Annotated in this window: 21 protein-coding genes; 13 read left to right on the plus strand and 8 right to left on the minus strand. The window is 54.4% G+C overall.

Features of this window, described 5'->3' with window-relative positions; translation table 11 throughout:
* Together H7R76_RS11285 and H7R76_RS11290 are read left to right on the plus strand one after the other, a co-directional pair.
* Complete coding sequence (locus H7R76_RS11285; protein ID WP_106926995.1) at positions 1-402, plus strand: MbcA/ParS/Xre antitoxin family protein; 402 nt, start codon at positions 1-3, stop codon at positions 400-402.
* A complete protein-coding gene (locus tag H7R76_RS11290; protein WP_106926997.1) occupies positions 399-1,094 on the plus strand; it encodes an RES family NAD+ phosphorylase in 696 nt (231 codons plus the stop codon). The genes H7R76_RS11285 and H7R76_RS11290 overlap by 4 nt, the downstream gene beginning before the upstream one ends.
* 3 nt (positions 1,095-1,097) lie before the next feature.
* On the opposite strand, the gene yddG is transcribed toward H7R76_RS11290, so the two are convergent.
* Positions 1,098-1,979, minus strand: a complete 882-nt coding sequence (yddG, locus tag H7R76_RS11295) for an aromatic amino acid DMT transporter YddG (protein WP_106926999.1) — start codon at positions 1,977-1,979, stop codon at positions 1,098-1,100.
* 222 nt (positions 1,980-2,201) lie between these two features.
* Here yddG and fdnG point away from each other — a divergent pair, with 222 nt between their 5' ends.
* The 4 genes from fdnG (at position 2,202) to araJ (ending at position 8,340) form a co-directional block, all read left to right on the plus strand.
* On the plus strand, positions 2,202-5,249 hold the full coding sequence (fdnG, locus tag H7R76_RS11300; protein WP_182967807.1) for a formate dehydrogenase-N subunit alpha: 3,048 nt from the start codon (positions 2,202-2,204) through the stop codon (positions 5,247-5,249).
* An 11-nt stretch (positions 5,250-5,260) separates the two neighbouring features.
* Complete coding sequence (gene fdxH, locus H7R76_RS11305; RefSeq protein ID WP_106927005.1) at positions 5,261-6,148, plus strand: formate dehydrogenase subunit beta; 888 nt, start codon at positions 5,261-5,263, stop codon at positions 6,146-6,148.
* The gene (fdnI, locus tag H7R76_RS11310) at positions 6,141-6,797 is read left to right on the plus strand and encodes a formate dehydrogenase-N subunit gamma (RefSeq protein WP_182967809.1); all 657 of its coding nucleotides are present in this window, start codon (positions 6,141-6,143) and stop codon (positions 6,795-6,797) included. The genes fdxH and fdnI overlap by 8 nt, the downstream gene beginning before the upstream one ends.
* Positions 6,798-7,173: 376 nt before the next feature.
* Complete coding sequence (gene araJ / locus H7R76_RS11315) at positions 7,174-8,340, plus strand: MFS transporter AraJ (RefSeq protein ID WP_182967811.1); 1,167 nt, start codon at positions 7,174-7,176, stop codon at positions 8,338-8,340.
* A 38-nt stretch (positions 8,341-8,378) separates the two neighbouring features.
* Here araJ and adhP read toward each other — a convergent pair whose 3' ends face one another.
* The 3 genes from adhP to H7R76_RS11330 all read right to left on the minus strand — a co-directional run bounded on the left by adhP (position 8,379) and on the right by H7R76_RS11330 (position 13,453).
* Positions 8,379-9,389, minus strand: a complete 1,011-nt coding sequence (gene adhP / locus H7R76_RS11320) for an alcohol dehydrogenase AdhP (protein WP_106927009.1) — start codon at positions 9,387-9,389, stop codon at positions 8,379-8,381.
* A 252-nt stretch (positions 9,390-9,641) separates the two neighbouring features.
* Positions 9,642-11,354, minus strand: a complete 1,713-nt coding sequence (locus H7R76_RS11325) for an ABC-F family ATP-binding cassette domain-containing protein (protein ID WP_182967813.1) — start codon at positions 11,352-11,354, stop codon at positions 9,642-9,644.
* A 404-nt stretch (positions 11,355-11,758) separates the two neighbouring features.
* A complete protein-coding gene (locus H7R76_RS11330; RefSeq protein ID WP_182928917.1) occupies positions 11,759-13,453 on the minus strand; it encodes an NAD-dependent malic enzyme in 1,695 nt (564 codons plus the stop codon).
* A gap of 267 nt (positions 13,454-13,720) precedes the next feature.
* Between H7R76_RS11330 and H7R76_RS11335 the strand changes: the two genes are divergently transcribed.
* Entirely contained in the window at positions 13,721-14,179 is a 459-nt protein-coding gene (locus H7R76_RS11335; RefSeq protein ID WP_106927015.1) for an SgcJ/EcaC family oxidoreductase, read from the plus strand.
* A gap of 85 nt (positions 14,180-14,264) precedes the next feature.
* Here H7R76_RS11335 and H7R76_RS11340 read toward each other — a convergent pair whose 3' ends face one another.
* Positions 14,265-15,023 carry a class I SAM-dependent methyltransferase gene (locus H7R76_RS11340; protein WP_182967815.1) on the minus strand — a complete coding sequence of 253 codons (759 nt, stop codon included), beginning with the start codon at positions 15,021-15,023 and terminating at the stop codon, positions 14,265-14,267.
* A gap of 101 nt (positions 15,024-15,124) precedes the next feature.
* On the opposite strand from H7R76_RS11340, the gene H7R76_RS11345 reads away from it, so the two are divergent.
* Positions 15,125-15,916, plus strand: a complete 792-nt coding sequence (locus H7R76_RS11345) for a helix-turn-helix transcriptional regulator (RefSeq protein WP_182967817.1) — start codon at positions 15,125-15,127, stop codon at positions 15,914-15,916.
* A gap of 19 nt (positions 15,917-15,935) precedes the next feature.
* On the opposite strand, the gene H7R76_RS11350 is transcribed toward H7R76_RS11345, so the two are convergent.
* Entirely contained in the window at positions 15,936-16,841 is a 906-nt protein-coding gene (locus H7R76_RS11350; protein WP_106927021.1) for a LysR family transcriptional regulator, read from the minus strand.
* 115 nt (positions 16,842-16,956) lie between these two features.
* Here H7R76_RS11350 and H7R76_RS11355 point away from each other — a divergent pair, with 115 nt between their 5' ends.
* Genes H7R76_RS11355 through H7R76_RS11370 form a run of 4 tightly spaced genes read left to right on the plus strand, consistent with a single transcriptional unit; the run spans position 16,957 to position 20,029 of the window.
* Positions 16,957-17,934 (plus strand): 2Fe-2S iron-sulfur cluster-binding protein, encoded by a 978-nt coding sequence (locus H7R76_RS11355; protein WP_182967961.1) that lies wholly within the window; start codon positions 16,957-16,959, stop codon positions 17,932-17,934.
* Positions 17,935-17,970: 36 nt separating this feature from the next.
* Complete coding sequence (locus tag H7R76_RS11360) at positions 17,971-19,227, plus strand: aromatic ring-hydroxylating dioxygenase subunit alpha (protein WP_106927025.1); 1,257 nt, start codon at positions 17,971-17,973, stop codon at positions 19,225-19,227.
* Between the two features lies 1 nt (position 19,228).
* Positions 19,229-19,705: an aromatic-ring-hydroxylating dioxygenase subunit beta gene (locus H7R76_RS11365; RefSeq protein WP_223878933.1), complete on the plus strand. Its 477-nt coding sequence runs from the start codon at positions 19,229-19,231 to the stop codon at positions 19,703-19,705.
* A gap of 9 nt (positions 19,706-19,714) precedes the next feature.
* Positions 19,715-20,029 carry a non-heme iron oxygenase ferredoxin subunit gene (locus H7R76_RS11370; RefSeq protein WP_106927027.1) on the plus strand — a complete coding sequence of 105 codons (315 nt, stop codon included), beginning with the start codon at positions 19,715-19,717 and terminating at the stop codon, positions 20,027-20,029.
* 50 nt (positions 20,030-20,079) lie between these two features.
* On the opposite strand, the gene H7R76_RS11375 is transcribed toward H7R76_RS11370, so the two are convergent.
* A complete protein-coding gene (locus tag H7R76_RS11375) occupies positions 20,080-21,057 on the minus strand; it encodes an NAD(P)H-dependent flavin oxidoreductase (protein ID WP_182928920.1) in 978 nt (325 codons plus the stop codon).
* A 149-nt stretch (positions 21,058-21,206) separates the two neighbouring features.
* Here H7R76_RS11375 and H7R76_RS11380 point away from each other — a divergent pair, with 149 nt between their 5' ends.
* Entirely contained in the window at positions 21,207-22,109 is a 903-nt protein-coding gene (locus H7R76_RS11380) for a LysR family transcriptional regulator (protein WP_181358001.1), read from the plus strand.
* On the opposite strand, the gene H7R76_RS11385 is transcribed toward H7R76_RS11380, so the two are convergent.
* Positions 22,106-22,690: an NUDIX hydrolase gene (locus H7R76_RS11385; protein WP_106927033.1), complete on the minus strand. Its 585-nt coding sequence runs from the start codon at positions 22,688-22,690 to the stop codon at positions 22,106-22,108. The two genes, H7R76_RS11380 and H7R76_RS11385, sit on opposite strands and share 4 nt — an antisense overlap.
* Between the last annotated feature and the right edge of the window lie 51 nt (positions 22,691-22,741).

Genomic DNA, 22,741 nt, shown 5'->3' on the forward strand with positions numbered 1-22,741 from the left:
ATGGCCACAGCACAAGAAAGCCATGTAAACGGTCATGTTGATACCAGTAAGGCGCTGCCTGTCGTGTTCCGTATTCTGGAAAAATGGCACTGCAGCACAGATGAACAGCTACGGCTTTTGGGTATCAGCTCGCGTTCAACATTGAACAAATATAAAGAGTCCAAAGGCGGCATTCGCTTAAGCGCCGACATTCAGGAGCGGATGAGCTATATCCTCAACATCCATAAATGCCTGCGGATCCTGTTTTCTGCCGAGGACAGCATCTATGGCTGGGTGCGTAAACCGAATGCGCATCCTTTCTTTGCCGGGCGTTCGGCGATGGATGTAATGAACGGTGGTCGGGTGGCCGATCTGTATGAAGTCGCTTCGCGGCTTCAGGCCTGGAGAGGGGGAATGGCTTGAGCACTGACACACCTCCGCTGGTTGCGTTTAAGGGCGCAACCGCATACCGCATCATTCCCAGCCGCTATCCGACTATCGATCTGTTTGAGGATGTTGCCAGCAGCGATGAGCTTGAGGCGGTGTGGGCCGTTGAAGCGCTGACCAACGAACGCTTGATGGAGTCCGCCGGCGAACTGATGCGGGTGCCGAAAGAAGACTGGCTGGTCGGGCTTAACGGCAGCAGCTACGTCATGGCGGCGTTTACGCATATTAACCCGGAGGGCGCGCGTTTTAGCACCGGCGATTTTGGCGGTTACTACTGTGCGCCACTGCTCGATACCGCCGTCAAGGAGACGGTATATCATCAGGAGCGTATTTTTGGTTACACCCGAGAGCCAGCGCAGAAAGTGCAGATGCGGGTGTTGTATACCGAGTTTGATGCGACGTTAGTGGATATCACTCAGGAACCGTTTCTCTCTTCGCCGCTCTATCATGCCACCGACTACAGCCAGTCAAAGGCGTTCGCGCAAACGCAGAAAAAGCACAACAGAGACGGCATTCACTACTGTTCCGTCCGCCATACCGGGCATACCTGTTATGTGCTGTATCGGCCTTGCCTGGTCACGCAGGTGTTACAGGCCGAGCATCTGGAATACCACTGGAACGGCAGCGCGATCGCTAACGTACTGAGTATTAAACTCTACGGCGACTAGCGGCTATGGCCGGCGCGTGGCCTGCCAGCAGAGCAGGGAACCGGCGCAGACCATTCCTGCGCCTTGCCAGAAAGACCACGAGAGCGTTGCGCTGAGCAACACCGCCGCCAACGCGGAAGAGAGCACCGGCGTAAAATAGGATGCGGCGGCCAGAAAGCTGACGTTACCGTGCAGGATCCCGACGTTCCACGCCGCATAGGCTAATCCTAACGACAGCGCACACATCAGCAGCTTAATGATCACCGGCCAGCTAAATACCATCGGTGGTTGTTCGCTCAGCAGAAACTTCACCCACAGGCTAAGCGCGGTCAGCAAAACGAACAGCGTGATGCCGTTTTTTCCCCTGGCATATTTGGCGGTGACCGTGCAGTAGGCCGCCCAGATAAACGCGCCGACAAACGCCAGAATATAACTCAACGGGCTGGAAATAACGTTGCGCGTTATTTCTGCGATATCGAGACCACGCTCGCCGCCTAATACCCAGGTGACGCCAAACAGCGCGAGGAGTAAACCGGGGATCGTCAGCCAGCTGCTTTTCTGGCCGTTAAACAGAATAGCGAACAAAATCGTCAGGCTTGGCCACAGATAATTCACCATGCCCACCTCAATGGCCTGCTGGCGACTGGCGGCGTAGCCTAACGACAGTGCGAGACACATTTCATAGCTAACGAACAGCACGCTGCCGGCCAGTAAGTAGCGGCCAGGTATCTGACGCAGCTGAGGAAAACCAACGGTGAAAACCAGTAAGATGCCGCTCAGGCTATAGATCATCGCCGCGCCGCCGACCGGACCGAGGCCTTCACTGACGCCGCGAATTAACCCCACCATGGTGCTCCATAACACAATCGCGGTGAGTCCGATGAGCGTCGCTCTTTTTTTGTCCATATTTAACCTGATGCTTTTAAAACCGAAGTCTGCGGTTATAGCACCTTTTGGCCGCCCGCTGGGATATTTTTGTGAGTGCCATAACCCTAAAGAGTTAATAAAACCTGCGACCCCTGACTATTAAGGGGGGCTCCGTTTTCGACATTGATTTGACGCAAAAAAATCAGGTCTTTTGCTGTTAGTTTTTCCGGCGAAATGTAGATCCATATCATGAGGAATACAATGGACGTCAGTCGCAGAAAGTTTTTTAAAATCTGCGCGGGCGGTATGGCCGGGACGACGGCAGCGGCATTAGGGTTTGCTCCTAAAATGGCGCTGGCACAGGCGCGTAATTTCAAATTACTGCGCGCCAAAGAAGTTCGTAATACCTGCACATACTGCTCCGTGGGTTGTGGGCTGTTAATGTACAGCCTGGGCGATGGGGCCAAAAACGCCCGAGAGTCGATTTATCACATCGAGGGTGACCCGGATCATCCGGTTAGCCGCGGCGCGCTATGCCCGAAAGGCGCCGGGCTGCTCGACTACGTACACAGTGAAAACCGCCTGCGTTATCCGGAATACCGCGCGCCGGGTTCGGATAAATGGCAGCGTATTTCGTGGAATGAAGCCTTCGATCGTATCGCAAAGCTGATGAAGGCCGACCGCGACGCCAACTTCATTGAGAAGAATGAACAGGGCGTAACGGTAAACCGCTGGCTTTCTACCGGGATGCTGTGTGCATCTGCGGCAAGTAATGAAACCGGCATGCTGACGCAAAAATTTGTGCGCTCCCTCGGCATGCTGGCGGTAGACAACCAGGCGCGCGTCTGACACGGACCAACGGTAGCAAGTCTTGCTCCAACATTTGGTCGCGGTGCGATGACCAACCACTGGGTTGATATCAAAAACGCTAACGTCGTGATGGTGATGGGCGGTAACGCCGCAGAAGCCCACCCGGTCGGTTTCCGCTGGGCGATGGAAGCGAAGAACAACAACGATGCGACGCTGATCGTCGTCGACCCGCGCTTTACGCGTACGGCGTCGGTGGCTGATATCTACGCGCCGATCCGTTCCGGCACCGACATTACCTTCCTGTCGGGCGTACTGCTGTACCTGATCGAAAACAATAAGATCAACGCCGAATACGTGAAGCACTATACCAATGCCAGCCTGCTGGTACGGGACGATTTCACGTTCGAAGACGGTTTGTTCAGCGGCTACGACGCCGAAAAACGCCAGTACGATAAATCGTCCTGGAACTATCAGTTCGACGAAAACGGCTATGCCAAACGTGATGAAACGCTCAGCCACCCGCGCTGTGTGTGGAACCTGCTCAAACAGCACGTTTCCCGCTATACGCCGGATGTGGTGGAAAACATCTGCGGTACGCCAAAAGCCGACTTCCTGAAAGTGTGTGATGTGCTGGCCTCTACCAGCGCGGCCGATCGTACGACCACCTTCCTGTATGCGCTGGGCTGGACTCAGCATACCGTGGGTGCGCAGAACATCCGTACTATGGCGATGATTCAGCTGCTGTTAGGCAACATGGGGATGGCCGGCGGCGGCGTCAATGCGCTACGCGGTCACTCAAATATTCAGGGGTTAACCGACTTAGGCCTGCTGTCGACCAGCCTGCCAGGCTATCTGACGCTGCCGTCGGATAAACACACCTCGTTGCAAACCTATCTGGAGGCGAATACGCCGAAGGCGACGCTGCCGGACCAGGTCAACTACTGGGGCAATTATCCGAAGTTTTACGTCAGCCTGATGAAAGCGTTTTACGGCGATGCGGCGACGAAAGAGAACGACTGGGGCTTTAACTGGCTGCCGAAATGGGACCAGGCCTATGACGTTATCAAGTACTTCAACATGATGGATAACGGCAAAGTCACCGGCTACATCTGCCAGGGCTTTAACCCGGTGGCCTCGTTCCCGGATAAAAACAAAGTCGTGCGCAGCTTAAGCAAGCTGAAGTACATGGTGGTTATCGATCCGCTGGTGACTGAGACGTCGACGTTCTGGCAAAACCACGGTGAGTCTAACGATGTCGATCCGTCGACGATTCAGACTGAAGTGTTCCGCCTGCCGTCCACCTGCTTTGCGGAAGAAGACGGCTCTATCGCCAACTCTGGACGCTGGCTGCAGTGGCACTGGAAAGGTCAGGAAGCACCGGGTGAAGCACGTAATGACGGCGAAATTCTGGCCGGTATTTACCATCGTCTGCGCGAGATGTATCGCAACGAAGGCGGTAAAGGCGTTGAGCCGCTGCTGAAGATGGGCTGGAACTATAAACAGCCGGATCGTCCGGAGTCTGAAGAAGTCGCTAAAGAGAACAACGGCTATGCGCTGGCTGACCTGTATGACGCCAACGGCGTACTGGTGGCGAAGAAAGGCCAACTGCTCAATAGCTTTGCGCTGCTGCGCGATGACGGTACCACGGCATCGTCTTGTTGGATCTATAGCGGGAGCTGGACCGAACAGGGTAACCAGATGGCCAACCGCGATAACGCTGACCCGTCAGGGCTGGGCAATACGCTGGGTTGGGCATGGGCCTGGCCGCTGAACCGTCGCGTGCTGTATAACCGCGCCTCGGCGGACGTTAACGGGAAACCGTGGGATCCCAAACGGATGCTGATTCAGTGGAACGGGACGGAATGGACGGGTAACGATATCCCGGACTTTAATACCGCGCCGCCGGGAAGCAAGACCAATCCGTTCATCATGCAACCGGAAGGGCTGGGTCGCCTGTTCGCCATCGATAAGCTGGCGGAAGGACCGTTCCCGGAACACTACGAGCCGATGGAAACGCCGCTGGGGACCAACCCGCTGCACCCGAACGTGATTTCCAGTCCGGTCGTGCGTCTGTACGAAGAGGATGCGGTTCGCCTCGGGAAGAAAGACAAGTTCCCGTACGTCGGCACGACCTATCGTCTGACCGAACATTTCCATACCTGGACCAAGCATGCGCGCCTCAATGCCATCGCGCAGCCGGAACAGTTTGTGGAAATCAGTGAAGGGCTGGCGAAAGCCAAGGGAATTGCCAATGGCGATCGCGTGACCGTCAGCAGCCAGCGTGGTTTTATTCGCGCCGTGGCGGTGGTGACGCGTCGTCTGCAAACGCTCAACGTTAACGGTCAGCAGGTGGAAACCATCGGTATTCCGCTGCACTGGGGCTATGAAGGCGTGGCGCGGAAAGGCTATATCGCCAACACCCTGACGCCAAACGTAGGCGATTCCAACTCGCAGACGCCGGAATACAAGGCGTTCCTGGTTAACATCGAGAAAGCGTAAGGAGCGTTTAGATGGCAATGGAAACACAAGACATTATCAAACGCTCGGCAACCAATCCGATTACCCCCGCGCCACGTGCGCGGGATTATAAGGAAGAAGTGGCCAAGCTGATTGATGTCTCCTCCTGCGTGGGCTGTAAAGCCTGCCAGGTGGCCTGCTCAGAATGGAACGATATTCGTGACGAAGTGGGGCACTGTGTCGGCGTTTACGACAACCCAGCGGACCTGAGCGCCAAGTCCTGGACGGTAATGCGTTTTAGCGAAACCGAACAGAACGGCAAGCTCGAGTGGCTGATTCGTAAAGACGGCTGTATGCACTGTGAGGACCCGGGCTGCCTGAAGGCGTGTCCGTCTGCCGGTGCCATTATTCAGTACGCTAACGGTATCGTCGACTTCCAGCAGGATAATTGTATCGGCTGCGGCTACTGCATCGCCGGGTGTCCATTTAATATTCCGCGCCTCAATAAAGAGGATAACCGCGTGTATAAATGCACCCTCTGCGTAGACCGCGTCAGCGTGGGGCAAGAACCGGCCTGTGTCAAAACCTGCCCGACGGGTGCGATTCATTTCGGCACCAAGAAAGAGATGCTGGACGTGGCACAGGAGCGGGTCGATAAGCTTAAAAAACGCGGCTATCCTCATGCCGGTATTTACAATCCGGAGGGTGTGGGGGGGACGCACGTGATGTATGTGCTGCATCACGCGGATCAGCCTGAGCTGTATCATAAGCTGCCGAAGGATCCGGCGATTGATACCAGCATCAACCTCTGGAAGGGCGCGCTGAAGCCGCTGTCGGCCGCCGGCTTTATCGCGACGTTTGCCGGGCTGATTTATCACTACATCGGTATTGGCCCGAACAAAGAAGTTGACGATGACGAAGAGGAGGATGGCCATGAGTAAGTCGAAAATGATTGTGCGCACGAAGTTTATCGATCGCGCCTGTCACTGGACGGTGGTTATCTGTTTCTTCCTGGTGGCCGTTTCGGGAATTTCGTTCTTCTTCCCGACGCTGCAGTGGCTGACCGAAACATTCGGGACGCCGCAAATGGGGCGTATTCTGCACCCGTTTTTTGGCGTGCTGATTTTCGTGGTGCTGATGTTTATGTTCGCGCGTTTCGTACACCATAACATTCCGGATAAGCAGGATATTCCGTGGGTGCGGGGGATTGTAGAAGTACTGAAGGGCAACGAGCATAAAGTCGCGCGCGTCGGTAAATATAACGCCGGGCAAAAGATGATGTTCTGGACCATCATGAGCATGATTTTCGTGCTGCTGGTGACCGGGGTGATTATCTGGCGACCGTACTTTGCCCCTTATTTCCCGATTCAGGTTATCCGTTATGCGCTGTTGATTCATGCGACCTCGGCCATTATTCTGATCCACGCGATCCTTATCCATATGTATATGGCATTCTGGGTCAAAGGATCGATTAAAGGCATGATTGAAGGTAAAGTCAGCCGTCGCTGGGCGCAGAAGCACCATCCGCGCTGGTATCGTGACGTCGAGCGGGAAGAGGCGAAGAAAGAGAGTATGGAAGGGATGAAGTAGCTTCTTTTCGTCAGGTGAAGAGCGGTTTAGTGTTTCCTCAATAGGAAATATTAAGCCGCTTTTTTTATAGGCGGTATTCGGTATTGATGATTAATGCGTCAAACGCTGCGATGACATTCGTGCGAGAGGCAAGTTGCAAATGAAGTGCCGTGTATTCAGCTTATTTATCCCCTGAGCGGGTTAAAAGGCCATGCCTTTAAAAGAACGCTTCCAGAAAAGCGTATGGCGTTACATTTATCGACATTTTAGCGATCGTCGCACCATTCACGCTGTATTTATGGATAAATCCATCGTTATGCCTTTTTATCTGGTTTGCGTCTGTCCTATGCCTGATAATGCCATCCAGCAAACTCAACATAAACAAGTGATTAGAGGGATGAAAAAGACAATTTTCGCGCTGGCGCTTGGCACTTTTGGCCTGGGGATGGCTGAATTTGGCATTATGGGCGTGCTGCCCGAGCTGGCGCACGATGTCGGGATCTCGATCCCGGCAGCGGGGAATATGATCTCGTGGTATGCCTTTGGCGTGGTGATCGGTGCGCCGATTATTGCGCTGTTCTCAACGCGGTTTTCCCTGAAATCCATCATGCTGCTGCTGGCGGCGCTGTGTATTCTCGGTAACATCATTTTTACCGTCTCCTCTAGCTACGTTATGCTGGCGTTCGGGCGGCTGGTGTCGGGATTTCCGCACGGCGCGTTCTTTGGCGTCGGGGCGATTATTCTGTCGAAAATTGCCCCCCGGGGGCGGGTAACGGCCGCGGTGGCGGGCATGATTGCCGGGATGACGGTGGCGAACCTGGTGGGGGTGCCCGCGGGGACCTGGTTGGGGCATCAGTTTAGCTGGCGCTATACATTTCTGGCCATTGCCTTGTTTGACGTTGCGGTACTGCTGGCGATAATGGCCTGGGTGCCGACCTTATTTGATAAATCGGATGCCCGCCTGCGCGAACAATTCCATTTCCTCAAAAGCCCTGCGCCGTGGCTTATTTTTGCCGCGACGATGTTCGGCAATGCCGGGGTCTTTGCGTGGTTTAGCTATATCAAGCCATTTATGATGAACGTTTCGGGTTTTACCGAAGGGGCGATGATGTTCATTATGATGCTGGTGGGGCTCGGGATGGTGCTGGGGAATATCCTCAGCGGTAAGCTGTCTGGTCGCTTCAGCCCGCTACGCATTGCGGCAACGACGGATTTTATTATCGTGGTTGCGCTGCTGTTGATCTTCGCACTGGGTGGTTTCCCGGTCGCATCGCTGATACTGGCGTTTGTCTGCTGTGCGGGGCTGTTTGCGCTGTCTGCGCCGCTGCAAATTCTGCTGCTACAAAATGCGAAAGGCGGGGAGATGTTGGGGGCGGCAGGGGGACAGATTGCGTTTAATCTCGGCAGCGCGATTGGCGCGTTCTTCGGCGGGCTGATGATTACGCTTAATTTCGGCTGGAACAGCGTGGCGTTGCCGGCGGCGGCGCTATCGTTCCTGGCCATGTCTTCTTTACTGATTTACGCCCGCTATCAACAGCGTCAGGCGTTAGCGGCTGGTGGCTAAGCAATAAGCCTCTCCCCGGCGGGGAGAGGCACTAAGCATTAATGGCGTAAATCGATGACCATACGGCCGCGAATCTGGCCTTGCTCCATTTCTTTGAAAATAGCGTTGATGTCGTTTAACGGACGCAGCGCTACTTTCGGTACCACTTTACCTTCGGCGGCAAACTGGAAGGCTTCGGTCAGATCCTGACGTGTGCCGACCAGGGAACCTACCACTTCAATACCGTCCAGCACCAGGCGCGGAATATCCAGGCTCATGGCTTCCGGCGGCAGGCCAACGGCGACTACGCGGCCACCGGCGCGAACGGCATCAACCGCGGAGTTAAACGCCGCTTTGGCGACGGCGGTAACCACGGCTGCGTGCGCACCGCCGGTTTTTTCCTGCACAATTTTCGCGGCGTCTTCGCTGCGTGAGTTGATGGTCAGGTCAGCGCCCATTTCTGCCGCCAGCTTCAGCTGTTCGTCGTTAACGTCCAGTGCGATCACTTTGGCATTAAAGACGTTTTTCGCGTACTGCAGCGCCAGGTTACCCAGGCCGCCCAGGCCGTAGATAGCAATCCACTGGCCCGGTTTGATGTGCGAAACTTTGACCGCTTTATAGGTGGTGACACCCGCGCAGGTGATGCTGCTGGCCTCGGCAGAGCCCAGGCCGTCCGGTACTTTTACCGAATAGTCTGCGGTGACGATGCACTCTTCAGCCATACCGCCATCGACGGTATAGCCAGCGTTTTTCACCGAGCGACACAGCGTCTCATTACCGGAATTACAGTATTCACAATGGCCACAGCCTTCAAAGAACCAGGCAACGCTGGCACGATCGCCCACTTTCAGCGAGGTCACGCCCGGGCCGATTTCTTTCACAATACCAATTCCTTCGTGGCCGAGGATCACCCCGGTCTTATCGCCGAAATCGCCGTTTTTTACGTGCAGATCGGTATGACAGACCCCACAGCATTCCATGGATAACAGCGCTTCACCGTGCTGCAGCGGACGCAGTTTCTTATCGGTGACGTTTACCTGATGGTCATGAGTGACGACAGCAGCCTTCATATCCTACTCCTGGTTAATTTGTAATCGACAATAATACTCATTAATGATTAGCCATCCATGGGCAAAACGCAAGGCGCGAACAGGGAAAAATCTGGTGGGTTTTCATATTGATACAGTCGGATGTTGCTGCTTTATTCAGCGAGTGGTTACCCGGTAGACAGTGGTAAACACTTTTGTCTGGCTTATAAATGGCGTGCCCTGCACGGGATGAATGATGCCCGACGCCGAAACAAGCTGGCGTCGGGCATGGGGTTACGCTAATTGCGCGTGTATTTTTGCGATCTCCTCACGCCACTGTTCCTGATGCTGCGGCTTCTGATGTTTGGGTTTACGGGCAACATCGTCGGCCAACAGTTGCTCAAGGGTGATTAAGCGTTCCAGCAGCGCATCGTCACTCAGGGCTTCATGGGTAGCGGGAGGAGGCGTTGGCAGAGGAGAACGGCGGCTCGCTGTGTCTCTTATCTGCGCGTACACCGCGTCGGCATCCGGCCATTCGCTCAGCCCGCGTTCGTCAATCAGCCAGAAGCGGTTGCAGCTTTGGCTAATCAGCTGGCGGTCGTGGCTGACCAGCAGCAGGCCGCCGGGATAGTCGCGAATGGTTTGCGCCAGCGCGTCTTTCCCTTCGATATCCAGATGGTTGGTCGGTTCATCGAGCAACAGCAGGCTGTAGCGGGCAAGCGACAGGCCAATAAACAGCAGGCGAGAACGCTCACCGCCGCTGAGCGTACTGACTTTTTGCCCGTGCCGCGCCCAGCCAAAACCCGCTGAAATTAACGCGCGCTTGCGGATTTCCGCTGACGGTTCAAACGATTCCAGCGCGTCGAGCAGCGTGGCATCATCGGCCAACTGCTGAAGCGTTTGATCGTAATAACCGGGATGCAGTCGGGGATGCAGCTTTAGCCCGGCGTCGGGCGTTTGCTGCTGCATTTGCCGCCACAGCAGGCGCAACAACGAGGATTTACCGCCGCCGTTACGCCCCATGATGGCGACCCGATCGCCGCTTTGCAGTCGGGTTGTCGACGTGGTAAACAGCGGCGGCAGCCCCGCGGCTGGCGCAACGGGGAGGCTATCCATTTCCAGCAGCCGATCCGCACGTACGGCATCGCCATGCAGCGCAAGCCGCCAGGGTGTACCGGTAGTCAGCTCGGTTTGTGACGATTTAAGCCGCGTGACCTGTTTCTCCATCTGTTTGGCTTTGCGCGAGAGATCTTCGTTGTCGTATACCCGACCCCAAATCGCCAGCCGTTTGGCACTGGCGGCAACCCGGTCGATCTCCTTTTGCTCGGCCTTGTGGCGCAGCGCATCGCTTTCATCCTGTTCTGCCAGCGCCTGGCGGGCGGCGGAACAGGGCAGAGAGAAGGCGTGCAGGGTGTTATCGCGCAGTATCCAACTGGTGTTGGTTACCGCATCCAGCAGCGGGTTATCGTGGGAAACCAGGATAAAACTCCCGCTCCAGCCGTTCAGGAACGTTTCGAGCCACAGCAGCGTGGGGAGATCGAGATGGTTACCGGGTTCATCCAACAGCAGTAAATCCGGCTGGCGAATCAGTGCGCGCGCCAGCAAAAGACGCGTGTGCTGTCCGCCGCTTAGGGTTGCCGCAGGCTGGTCAATTTCGGTGACGGTGAATCCCATCTCAATCAGCAAACGCTCCGCCTGCCAGCGCTCGCTTTCGCGCGCGGCAACAGGTAATTGCGCCAGCACGGCCTGAATCAACGACTGCGAGAGCAGCGCGTCGGGAAGATGCTGTTCCACGCGCGCCATCAGGCAGCTGGCGGCGAGTGATACGCTACCGGAAGTGGGCGATACTGAGCCGTCAAGCACCTGTAATAAGGTACTTTTCCCGCAGCCGTTATAGCCAATCAGACCGATGCGGTCGCCTTTCTTCAGGGTGAAGGTGAGTGCGTCGAAAAGCGGGCCGAATGCCGTCTCAACGTGAAGAGATTGTGCAGTTAGTAAAGTGCTCATTTGCTTACTCAAGTGTTACAGGCATGAAAATGCCTCGTCAAACATCGCTGACGATAACCTGGTAAGCCCGAGGGAAGGGATTAAGAGTTGGTGTCTTCGCTCAAGCAGAAGTTATCGCAGCACGATACCGATAACGCTTGAGCAGGTACGATCACCAAATGTATGTGAAACATTGAAAATTTCACAGTACAGCATAATTAACCTCCTTTTGATGTTGTTAGATTGAACGGTAAAAGCAGTCTAGCCGCAGCATGCGTTTTATGCCACTTAAAAAGCATTAGTTACAACATACATATTATTACTTCTCAATGAATGGCACATCAGCATCGTGCTTAGTGAACACGTCAAACAGCAAAAAGGGAAAATCCCGGCGTCACTATGCTCAGCCGGGATGAGAGAGGAGATTAAATTGAGGTACGACGATAGCTGCGATACTCCGGCAGCCAGAAGTTCTCATCGATCGCTTCCTGCAGCGCATCGGCAGACGTGTTGGTCGCCACGCCCTGTTGCTGAGCCATTTTACCGACCGCAAATGCAATTGCGCGAGACACCTTATGAATGTCCTTCAGCTCTGGCAGCACTAGTCCTTCGCCCTGGGTGGCAAGCGGCGAGTGCTTGGCCAGCGTTTCGCTTGCCGACATCAGCATCTCGTCGGTAATGCGTGAGGCGCCAGAGGCGATCACGCCTAAACCTATGCCCGGGAAAATATAGGAGTTATTGCACTGCGCAATAGGGTATACGGTATCTTTCCAGGTTACCGGCGCAAACGGGCTACCGGTGGCAACCAGCGCCTGACCATCGGTCCAGCTGATGATATCCTGCGGCGTGGCTTCAACGCGTGAGGTTGGGTTAGACAGCGGCATTACGATCGGGCGCGGGCAGTGTTTGTGCATTTCACGGATAATTTCTTCCGTAAACAGCCCGGTCTGGCCAGACACGCCGATCAGAATATTCGGCTTCACGTTGCGCACGACGTCAAGCAACGAGATCTGCTCATTGTCGTGCTGCCAGTCCTGAATTTTTTCCTGTTTTTGTACCAGCTTACTCTGGAACGCCAGCAGGTTTGGCATCTGGTCCGTCAACAGACCAAAACGGTCAACCATAAAGACGCGGCTACGCGCCTGTTCTTCGCTCAACCCTTCGCGCTGCATCTGCGAAATAATCTGCTCTGCAATGCCGCAACCGGCGGAACCGGCACCGAGGAAGACAATTTTTTGTTCGTTAAGCTGGCTACCGGCGGCGCGGCTTGCAGCAATCAGCGTACCGACGGTGACTGCCGCAGTGCCCTGAATATCATCATTAAAGCAGCAGATCTCATCGCGATAGCGGTTGAGTAGCGGCATCGCATTTTTTTGCGCAAAATCTTCAAACTGCAGCAGCACGTTTGGCCAGCGTTGTTTAACGGCCTGAATAAAGTCGTCAACGAACTGATAGTATTCATCGTCGCTGATGCGCGGGTTACGGCAGCCCATATACAGCGGGTCATTCAGCAACTGTTGGTTGTTGGTCCCCACATCCAGCACGACAGGCAGGGTGTATGCCGGGCTGATACCGCCGCAGGCGGTGTACAGGGACAGTTTGCCGATTGGAATCCCCATGCCGCCAATCCCCTGGTCACCCAGGCCAAGGATGCGTTCACCGTCGGTCACCACGATCACTTTAATGTTGTGGTTCGGGACGTTTTGCAGAATATCGTCCATGTTGTGACGGTTCTGGTAGGAGATGAACACGCCGCGGGAGCGACGATAGATCTCAGAGAAACGTTCACAGGCCGCGCCTACGGTAGGGGTGTAGATGACGGGCATCATCTCGTCGAGATGATTTTCGACCAGACGATAAAAGAGCGTTTCGTTGGTGTCCTGAATGTTGCGCAGGTAGATATGCTTGTCGATTTCAGTTTTGAAACCCTGATATTGGATCCAGGCACGCTCGGCCTGCTCCTCAATGCTTTCAACCACTTCAGGCAGTAGCCCTAACAGGTTAAAATTGCTGCGTTCTTCCATACTGAACGCGCTGCCTTTATTGAGCAGCGGAAATTCCAACAGAACCGGTCCTGCATAGGGGATATACAGGGAACGATTTTTCTTACCTGGTAACATCTGACTTCACTCCGTAATTTTCACTCCACACCAGCGGCGGGCCAGATTATAGAGCAAGCTTTAACATGATGGTGACAAATTGAGGGAAAGGGCACAAAAAAGCGGGGGGGTGGTGATAACTTCAGCAATCAGACTACGTATAGGCGTTCAAAGAATCTAAAATTCAATATATGTAAACCACTGTAACTATATTGTTTTATGATTGTTTCGCGGTGAAATCAAATGTATTTTCAATTCATAATTTCCACATTAAAACAAAGGAATAGTATGAAGAAAATAACTTATGCCCTTGGTTCACTGCTTCTTATATCTGGGTCCGCATTGGCTTCAACCGCGCCCGCATCTGATTGTGTGAAAGTCGACAAAGCACAGATTGAAGGATTATTTGACCGCTGGAATGACTCCCTGAAAACCGGGGATGCTAAAAAGGTGGCCGAAGGCTATCTTAGCGATGCCGTTTTATTACCTACCGTATCGAATCAGGTTCGCCTGACGGATGCCGAGCGAGTGGATTACTTTGAGCATTTCCTGGCAAAGAAACCCGTCGGCAAGATTGATACTCGTACTATTCGCCTGGGCTGCAATAAAGCCATTGATACGGGAACATATACCTTTACTTTTGCCGACAAAACGCAGGTTTCAGCCCGTTACACGTTTACCTACGCATGGGATGGTAGCGACTGGAAAATCTCCAGCCACCATTCATCAGCAATGCCGGAAGGCTAGGTTATTCACGGGCCTGCAGGGCCCGTTGTTTTTATGTGACACCGTCACAATATTCCATCATCAATGAGAACGCTAGCAAACTCTCTTATCGCGCCTCAAACATAATGGTATCTGTAGTGAAGCTGCCGTCATCCTCAATGGCAAAATGCGCGTGCACCTCCTGAGAAACCCGGCTTTGCAGATAGCGGATTGCTTCCACAATATTGTCGGGCGTTTTCATTCGCGCCACCCAGGACGAAAACTCCAGGCGCAGCGTATCGCCCACCAGTCTTTCGACCATCAGGCCCCGACTATTGACCATGGCCAGCCATTCTCCCTGCGAATAGTTACGAATGTGCGAAGGATCGCGCAGCATTTCAATCGTCTGCAGCCAGATGTCGAGAATCGCTTTTCCCGGTGATGCGATATCCATCATGATAAAACGGCCGCCAGGCTTCAGAACGCGGCGAATTTCCATCAATGCCGCCTGCATATCGTGCCAGTGGTGGGCGGAATAGCGGCTGATGACGATATCAAAATGCCGATCGGCAAACGGCAGGGCTTCAGCAGGCCCTTGGGCACAGACGATATTGTGCAAGCCGCGCGTTTCCGCTTCCTGGGCGACGACTGCCAGCATGCCATCAGACAGATCGTAGGCGGTCACCTGCGCAACCAAAGGGGCGGCGGTGAAGCTCGCGTGCCCGGCGCCGCAGCCTACATCCAGCAGATTGGCGTCGCCGGCATTGGCTAACCATTCTGCCAGGCGGCGTAAATCCGCGCCCTGCGCATGGACGTTGCTTTGCAAATAGGCAGCAGCCTGACCGCCAAACTGTGCTTTAACTAATGCTTCATGATGATTGCTCATACCCGACTTCCTCATTGTTATGTTGTTGTTAAAATGGACTATACGCCCGGATTAATACGGGTACAATATTGCTACTTATACTGGTATATCGAGTCACTACCATGGACAAAAGCGGGCTGACAGGGCCACAAGCATTGGGCGCTTTCTTGCGCGTTAAGCGCGAGAATACGTCCCCGGAACGATTAGGTATTCCCATCCTTTCTCGTCGAAGGACCCAAGGGTTACGTCGTGAAGAGGTGGCGCAAATGAGCGGCATCAGCACCACCTGGTATACCTGGCTTGAGCAAGGGCGCGACGTGACCGTTTCGGCACAGACGCTTTCAGGCATTGCGAACGCCCTTCAGCTCAATTCCGCAGAGCGTGAATATCTTTTCCTGCTCGCGCACAAAAGCGATCCGCTAAGTGAACAGGTACCGGCGGTAGAGCAAACCATCTTATCAACCGTTCATCAGGTTGCTGCGCCGTGTTACTTATTAGATCTCACCTGGCAGGTATTGTCCTGGAATAGCGGGGCACAGGCGCTGTTTAGCGGCTGGCTGGATACCGATCCCGCGCCTAATATGATGATGTTTATGTTTCATAACCCGCTGGCGCGTACCCTGGTGGATAACTGGGAGGCACGCGCACGGCGAATCGTCGCCGAGCTGCGCGCCGACGCTATTCATTATCCTAACGACAGCGCCCTGAACGCGTTTGTACAACAGATGACCGACAACAGCCGCGATTTTCGCGAATTCTGGGCGCAACAGCAGGTTATTGTGCGAGAAGGGGGAGAACGGATATTTCACCACACCGGACAGGGCGATGTGACTTATCGCCAACTGAGCTGGCAGTTGTCCAGTAATCGGGCGCTAAAAATGATTATGTTGGTTCCTGAATGCCTCAATAAGTGACGTTGTCACCTAGTCGCGACTATTCTGTAAACAGGCGCATAAAGCAGCGGCGCAGCCAAATGTTAGCGGCGTCCTGGTGTACGTGGCTGTGCCAGAACAGGTTAATCTGGATGCCGGGGAGCGCGTAAGGCAGCGGGCGAATGGCCAACCCGAAGCGCTGCGCCGTTTGCAGCGCCAGCTTCTCGGTCACCGTAACAATAAAGTCGGTTTCGCTCAGGATGTAGGGGATCGCCATAAAATGCGGTACGCACAGCAGGCTTTGATCGCTGATTCCCGCTTTGGCGAAAAGTTCGAAGATCCGCTTATGCCCTGAATCCTGGGCCATCACTTTAATGTGCTGGGCTGCTCGAAACGCCGCCTCATCGAACGGGACGGCGCTTAGAGGATGATCTTTACGCATCAGGCAGACATAGCGTTGGTCGAACAACCGGCGCTGATAAAACCCAGCTTCCAGCTGCGGCAATAGGCCGATCGCCAGATCTACGCCACCGTTTTCCATCTCTATTTTCAGCGGCACCGCGGTGTCGCGCACGGTGGTGATACGGACTCCCGGCGCCTCTTTACTCAGCAGATTCATTAACCTGGGCAGCAGGTAAATTTCACCCAGGTCGGTCATCGCCACGCGAAACTCGCGCTGGCTCTCCCACGGCGTGAAGGTATTGCGATAGCTCAGCGTCTTTTCCAGCGCGCTCAGAACATCATCCACATCACCGGCAATGGCCTCGGCATAGGGCGTAGGGCGCATACCGCGCGACGCTTTTTCAAATAATTCATCGTCCAGCATGACGCGTAAACGTTTTAGCGCATGGCTAACGGATGGCTGAGTCAGCCCCATAATCTCCGCCACGCGCCCGGTATGACGTTCAGTGTACATATGGCGAAAGAGCACCAGCAGGTTGAGATCCACTTCGTGTAAACGTGACATAGATATCGTTATCAATCCGATTAATAACCGCGATAAACCACACGGCATATCTCACTGAGATGTTTTTTTATACGCTTCATTAACAAAATAACAACATTTAAGGGAAGGAACTGTGATGCATGTGGACTTCACTACGGTCAACCGGCAGGTCACCGTGACGCCGGGCAGTAACCTGCTGGATGTGTTACGTGAACATCTAATTGCTATTTCCTACAGCTGTATGGCCGGGCGCTGCCAGACCTGCCGTTGTACCGTACTGCGCGGCAACGTTGAGCAAACGCTGCCGGAGGACGCTCCGGAAATGGCTGCCGGCGAAGTATTGGCCTGCTGTACGACGTTACATTCAGATTGTGCTATTGCGCTGCCGCCGACCGATGAAATTGTGGTGCACCCGGCACGGACGTTAAAAACAACGGTGAGCGAATTTTCGCCCCTGTGCCATGACGTATGGCGGCTGCGTCTGAAACCGGCCAAAGCCTTTAGCTGGTCTGCCGGGCAGTTCGTCAGGCTGACCTTTCCCGGGGGCGGCCAGCGCAGCTACTCCATGGCCGGCAGCCCGCAGGACGATGAGCTGGAGTTTCATATTCGCATTGTTGCAGATGGCCGGGTGACGCCAGGGCTGAGTCAAACGCTAATGCCGGGTACCATGATTAAGCTGAACGGCCCTTTGGGCGCCAGCTGGCTGCGACAAAAACATCCCGGGCCAATCCTTTGCGTTGCCGGAGGAACCGGTCTGGCGCCACAGCTGTCGATTATTCGCTCGGCGTTGGCCGCCGGGATGAAGAATCCCATTCACCTCTATTACGGTTGCCGCTGGGCTGCCGATTTGTACGGTACCGAACAGCTGGAGGCGCTGGCCAATGCATACCCTCATTTCCGCTATCAGATAGTGCTAAGCCAGGAGACACCAACCGAAACCATACGCACCGGGCGTCTGCCCGCCGCGGTTGCGCAGGATCTGCCGACGCTGAAGGGCTGGAAGGTTTACCCGGCAGGGCCACCGGCGATGGTTGAAGCCATGACCCTGCAGGCTCGTGCGCTAGGTGCCCGCGCCGAAGATATTCACGCCGATGCGTTTTATTACCAACCGTAATGTCGTTACCCGGATAGATAACTAAAAGGAGTCACTATGAACTTCACCTCTGAACCCAATAGCAATTTACTCTGGCCAGACGATGGGACCAGCCGTATTCCTTACTGGGCCTATACCCGCGACGATATTTACCAGCGCGAGCTCGACAAGATTTTCTACGGAAAACACTGGTGCTATGTGGCGCTGGAAGCCGAGATCCCAGAGCCTGGTGATTTTGTGCGCAGCGTCATCGGCGAACGTTCGGTGATCGCGGTACGTAATCAACAGGGGGAAATTAATGTGGTTGAAAACGTCTGCGCGCACCGTGGAATGCGCTTCTGCCGTGAAAAATCGGGCAACCGCAGCGATTTTGTCTGCCCGTATCATCAGTGGAATTACGACCTCAACGGTAACCTTCAGGGCGTGCCTTTCCGTCGCGGCGTGAAGCAGGACGGCAAAGTCAACGGTGGAATGCCCAAGGACTTTAACCCTGCGGAACACGGGCTGAAAAAGCTGAACGTCGCTTGCCACAATGGCGTCGTGTTTGCCTCTTTCTCGCCCGACGTCGAGCCGCTTGAGCAGTATCTGGGCCCGGATATCCTGGCATATTTTGAGCGCGTGTTTAGCGGTCGTCAGCTCAAGCTGCTGGGCTATAACCGCCAACGCATTCCAGGTAACTGGAAGCTGATGCAGGAAAACATTAAAGATCCGTACCACGCGGGCCTGCTGCACACCTGGTTTGTGACGTTTGGCCTGTGGCGTGCCGATAATCGTTCACAGCTGATTATGGACGATAAATACCGCCATGCGGCGATGATTAGCCGGAAAGGAAATGGCGGTAAAAGCGCGGTGACACAAGGAGTTAGCAGCTTTAAAGAGCAAATGCAGCTGAACGATGCCAGCTTCCTTGATGTGGTGGAGGAACCCTGGTGGAACGGCCCGACGGTGGTCATGATGACGCTATTTCCGAGCCTGGTTATTCAGCAAAACGTCAATTCGATGTCGGTACGCCATATTCAGCCGCGCGGGCCAAACGCCTTCGATTTTGTCTGGACTCACTTTGGTTTTGCTGACGATGACGAGGAGATGACCCAACGTCGTCTGAAACAGGCCAATCTGTTCGGCCCGGCCGGTTTCGTGTCGGCTGACGACGGCGAAGTCGTGGAGTTTTCTCAGCAGGGGTTCCATCACAATGACCATCGACGCACCCTTGCCGAGATGAACGGCACCGGCTATGAAAATAGCGATCATATGGTCTCGGAGAGCCTGATTCGCGGGATGTACCATTACTGGCGCGGCGTACTGGAGATTTAACATGATGATTAACAATGAAATCTGGCAACAGCTTGTGGCGCTGCAAACCGAGTACAGCGACGCCGTTGATCGCGCTGAGTGGGCAAAGTGGACGACGCTATTTACCGAAGACTGCTGCTATAAGGTGATCCCGCGGGAGAACTACGACCGCCAGCTGCCGCTTTGCACCATCAATCTTGAAAGCAAAGGTATGCTGAAAGACCGTATTTACGGCGTTGCCGAAACGCTTTTTCATGACCCTTACTACCAGCGCCACGTGGTGGGGTTACCGCATGTGATCTCGGTCGATGAACAAGGGATCGTAGCGCGGACCCACTATGCCGTCTTCCGTACCAAGCCGGATGGCCACAGCGAGGTCTTCAACGTGGGCTACTACCTCGATACGGTGGTTCGAACGGCGGAAGGGCTGCGCTTTGCCAGCCGCCTGTGCATTTTCGATAGCGAACTGGTACCTAACTCGCTGATCTATCCTATTTGAGGTGATGATATGTCTGATAACTGGATTTTTGCCGCCGAGCTGGCCGATCTGCCGGAAGACGATGTAATTGGCATCGCGATTAACGGTCGCGATATCGCGCTTTACCGTACCGATGAGGGCGTTTTTGCCAGCGATAATCAGTGTTCTCACGGCAATGCGCGCTTGAGCGACGGTTTTCTTGAAGACGGTGAAATTGAGTGCCCGCTGCATCAGGGCCGATTCTGCATTAAAACCGGTAAGGCAATGTGCAGCCCGTTAACTGAAGGTGTGGCTATTTACCCGGTACAGATCGACGGCGAGCAGGTTTATCTCCGCTTTGCCTGATGAAAAGGGCAGCCGAAGGCTGCCCTTTTAGTCACCCCTCTCTGGAAGGGCTAAACCGAGAGTTGTTCAACAACGTCGGCAACGCTGACAATCCGCTTAATGCCGCCAATCCCCGTACCTAATGAGATATAGCCTTCGTCAGTGTTGCCTTCCAGCATCCCGAGACGCAGTCCGCGCAAACCGCCCATTGCGCTGCCGATGTCTTCCTTCGTGGCACCGGCTTTATCCATGGCCACCAGTTTCTCGGTCAGTTTCCCCGGCAGCGAACGGTAGTAGTCGGGCAGGGTGCGGAACAGGCTAAGGTCCAGACCGTTGGCGGCGACGATTTTTTCTTTCACCGACAGCGGTACGCGGTTTTCTAGCGTGCTGATAAACACCGACCCGGCGAACACGCCTTCCGCGCCAAGCGCATGGGCGGCTTTGGCCGTGCGTTTATCCACAATCCCTCCCGCGGCGAGGACCGGCACGTGCTTCACGGCGTCGACAATCATCGGAACGACGGAGAATGTGCCCAGCGCAGTGCCCGGCAGAGTACCGCCTTCATCAAAGCCTGTGGCCACAATGATATCCGCCCCCGCACGTTCTGCCTCACGGCTATTCGCCGGCGTTGGGTTGATATCACGGTAGATAATGGCAATACCTGCGGCTTTTAATTCCTCAAACAACGCAGGAATAATGGCGCCTTCACCGTAGCCGGTATAAACCACGGCTTTTACCGCCTCTTCCTTCATCACTCGCAGAATACCGGGGGTCCAGATGTCGTTTTCTGCTGATGGAATCAGGTTAACGGCAAACGGTTTTTCCGTTAACGCCTTGGTTTTACGAATTTCTTCGCGCATTTTTTCTGCCGTTTCTTCAGGCGTCGACACCGCCGTTTCTGCCGTCAGGCCAGCGTTTGGGCCTAACACGCCCAGGCCGCCGGCGTTGCTAACGGCGGCAACGAAACGGGCATCGGTCAGCCAGGAAAGCGGGCCCTGGACAACGGGTTTTTCGATGCCGAGGATCTGAGTGATACGATTCGTTTTCATGATGCTATTTCCTCATTACAGCGCGAATTTGCTGGGATGCGGGCAGTGTAGAGAGGTTCATTGTTTAGAAAAATAGTGAAAAAAGTTCTTCACTGTTATTAAATAAATAACAATAATTCTTCGATTGCCGGGAAACGTGCATCATGCAGATGAATCTTTTTGAAAATATTAAGATTTTTATCGAAATTGTCGATTCAGGCAGCTTCACCCAGGCGGCGGAAAACCTGCAAATACACCGCCCGGCGGTGACCAAAGCGGTGCAGCAGCTCGAGCAGGGCAGCGGCGTACGGCTGCTACAGCGCACCACGCGACGTATTTATCTGACGCCGGAAGGTGAAGAATTTTATCGTCGCAGTAAACCGCTGCTGTCTCAGGCAGACGATCTGCTGGAGTCCTTTTCCCCGGATCGCCCGCTGCACGGCCAGCTGCGCGTAGATATGCCAATCGCATTTGCCCGCCTGGTGGTGGTGCCGCATCTGCGGGCGTTCTATGACGCGCATCCGGATCTGGAGATCGTACTCAGCAGTAGCGACATGCGTCGCGATATGCTGCGCGACGGCCTCGACTGCGTATTGCGCATGGGCGAGCTTGACGACGGCGACTACGTGGCCCGGCCGCTTGGCAACATCAACATGACCACCTGCGCCAGCCCGGATTATCTTGCGCGGTACGGCACGCCGACGTCGCTTGAGTCGTTGCGCCACCATCAGGGCGTTAACTGGTTTGTCAACAACAGCCGAGAAGTGGTGCCGTGGCGCTTCCAGACGGAGAAGGGCGTGGAGGAAATATATCTACCGGGCAAGCTGATCCTCGATAATTCCGAGGTCTATATTTCGGCAGGGCTTGCCGGGCTTGGCCTGCTTCAGGGAATGAACTTCTTCTTACAGCCGTACATAGACAGCGGTCAGTTAGTGGAAGTGCTGTCCGATAATCCATGTCCGGCGCGCAGGCTTTCGCTGCTTTATCCGCATCGGCATTTATCACACAAAGTCAGGGTGTTTGCGCAGTGGCTGGAAGGGCTGCTGGCGCAAATCCAGCAGCCGCGCGCTTAAAGCAGACCTTTTACCGCAAGGTGGTACAGCAGCATAATCGTTTTGCCATCGATAATATCACCGTTATCGATAGCGGCCAGCGCATCGTCAAAACGCATCTCTAGCACTTCAATATCTTCGCCTTCTGCTTCAATGCCGCCTCCGGCGCTGACCTTATTCTGGTCGGCATATTCAGCAACAAAGAAATGCAGTTTTTCCGTGACGGAGCCGGGGCTCATAAAGGCCTCAAAGACCTTTTGCACGTTGGTAAGACGGAACCCGGTTTCTTCTTCGGCTTCGGCTTTGATACGGCTTTCGGCATCCATATTATCCAGTAGCCCAGCGGCGCTCTCGATCAGATAGCCCGGATAGCCATTGACGAAGGTCGGAAAACGGAACTGCCGAGTAAGAATAACGGTGCGGCGCTCACGGTTATAGAGCAGGATCGTCGCACCGTTACCGCGATCGTAAACTTCACGGTCTTGCTGCTGCCATTCACCGTTTTGTCGCTGTAGGGCAAACGTATATTTCTTGAGTACATACCAATTGTCAGAGAGCGTATCGATCTTGATAATGCGTATTTTTGCGGTTTTTTGCTGCACGATGATTTCTCCAGGTTAGAAAATGCATCATATACGGCGATTTCGTGCAAA

The organism is Klebsiella sp. WP8-S18-ESBL-06 (assembly GCF_014169755.1).
GTDB classification, from domain to species: Bacteria; Pseudomonadota; Gammaproteobacteria; order Enterobacterales; family Enterobacteriaceae; genus Kluyvera; species Kluyvera ascorbata_B.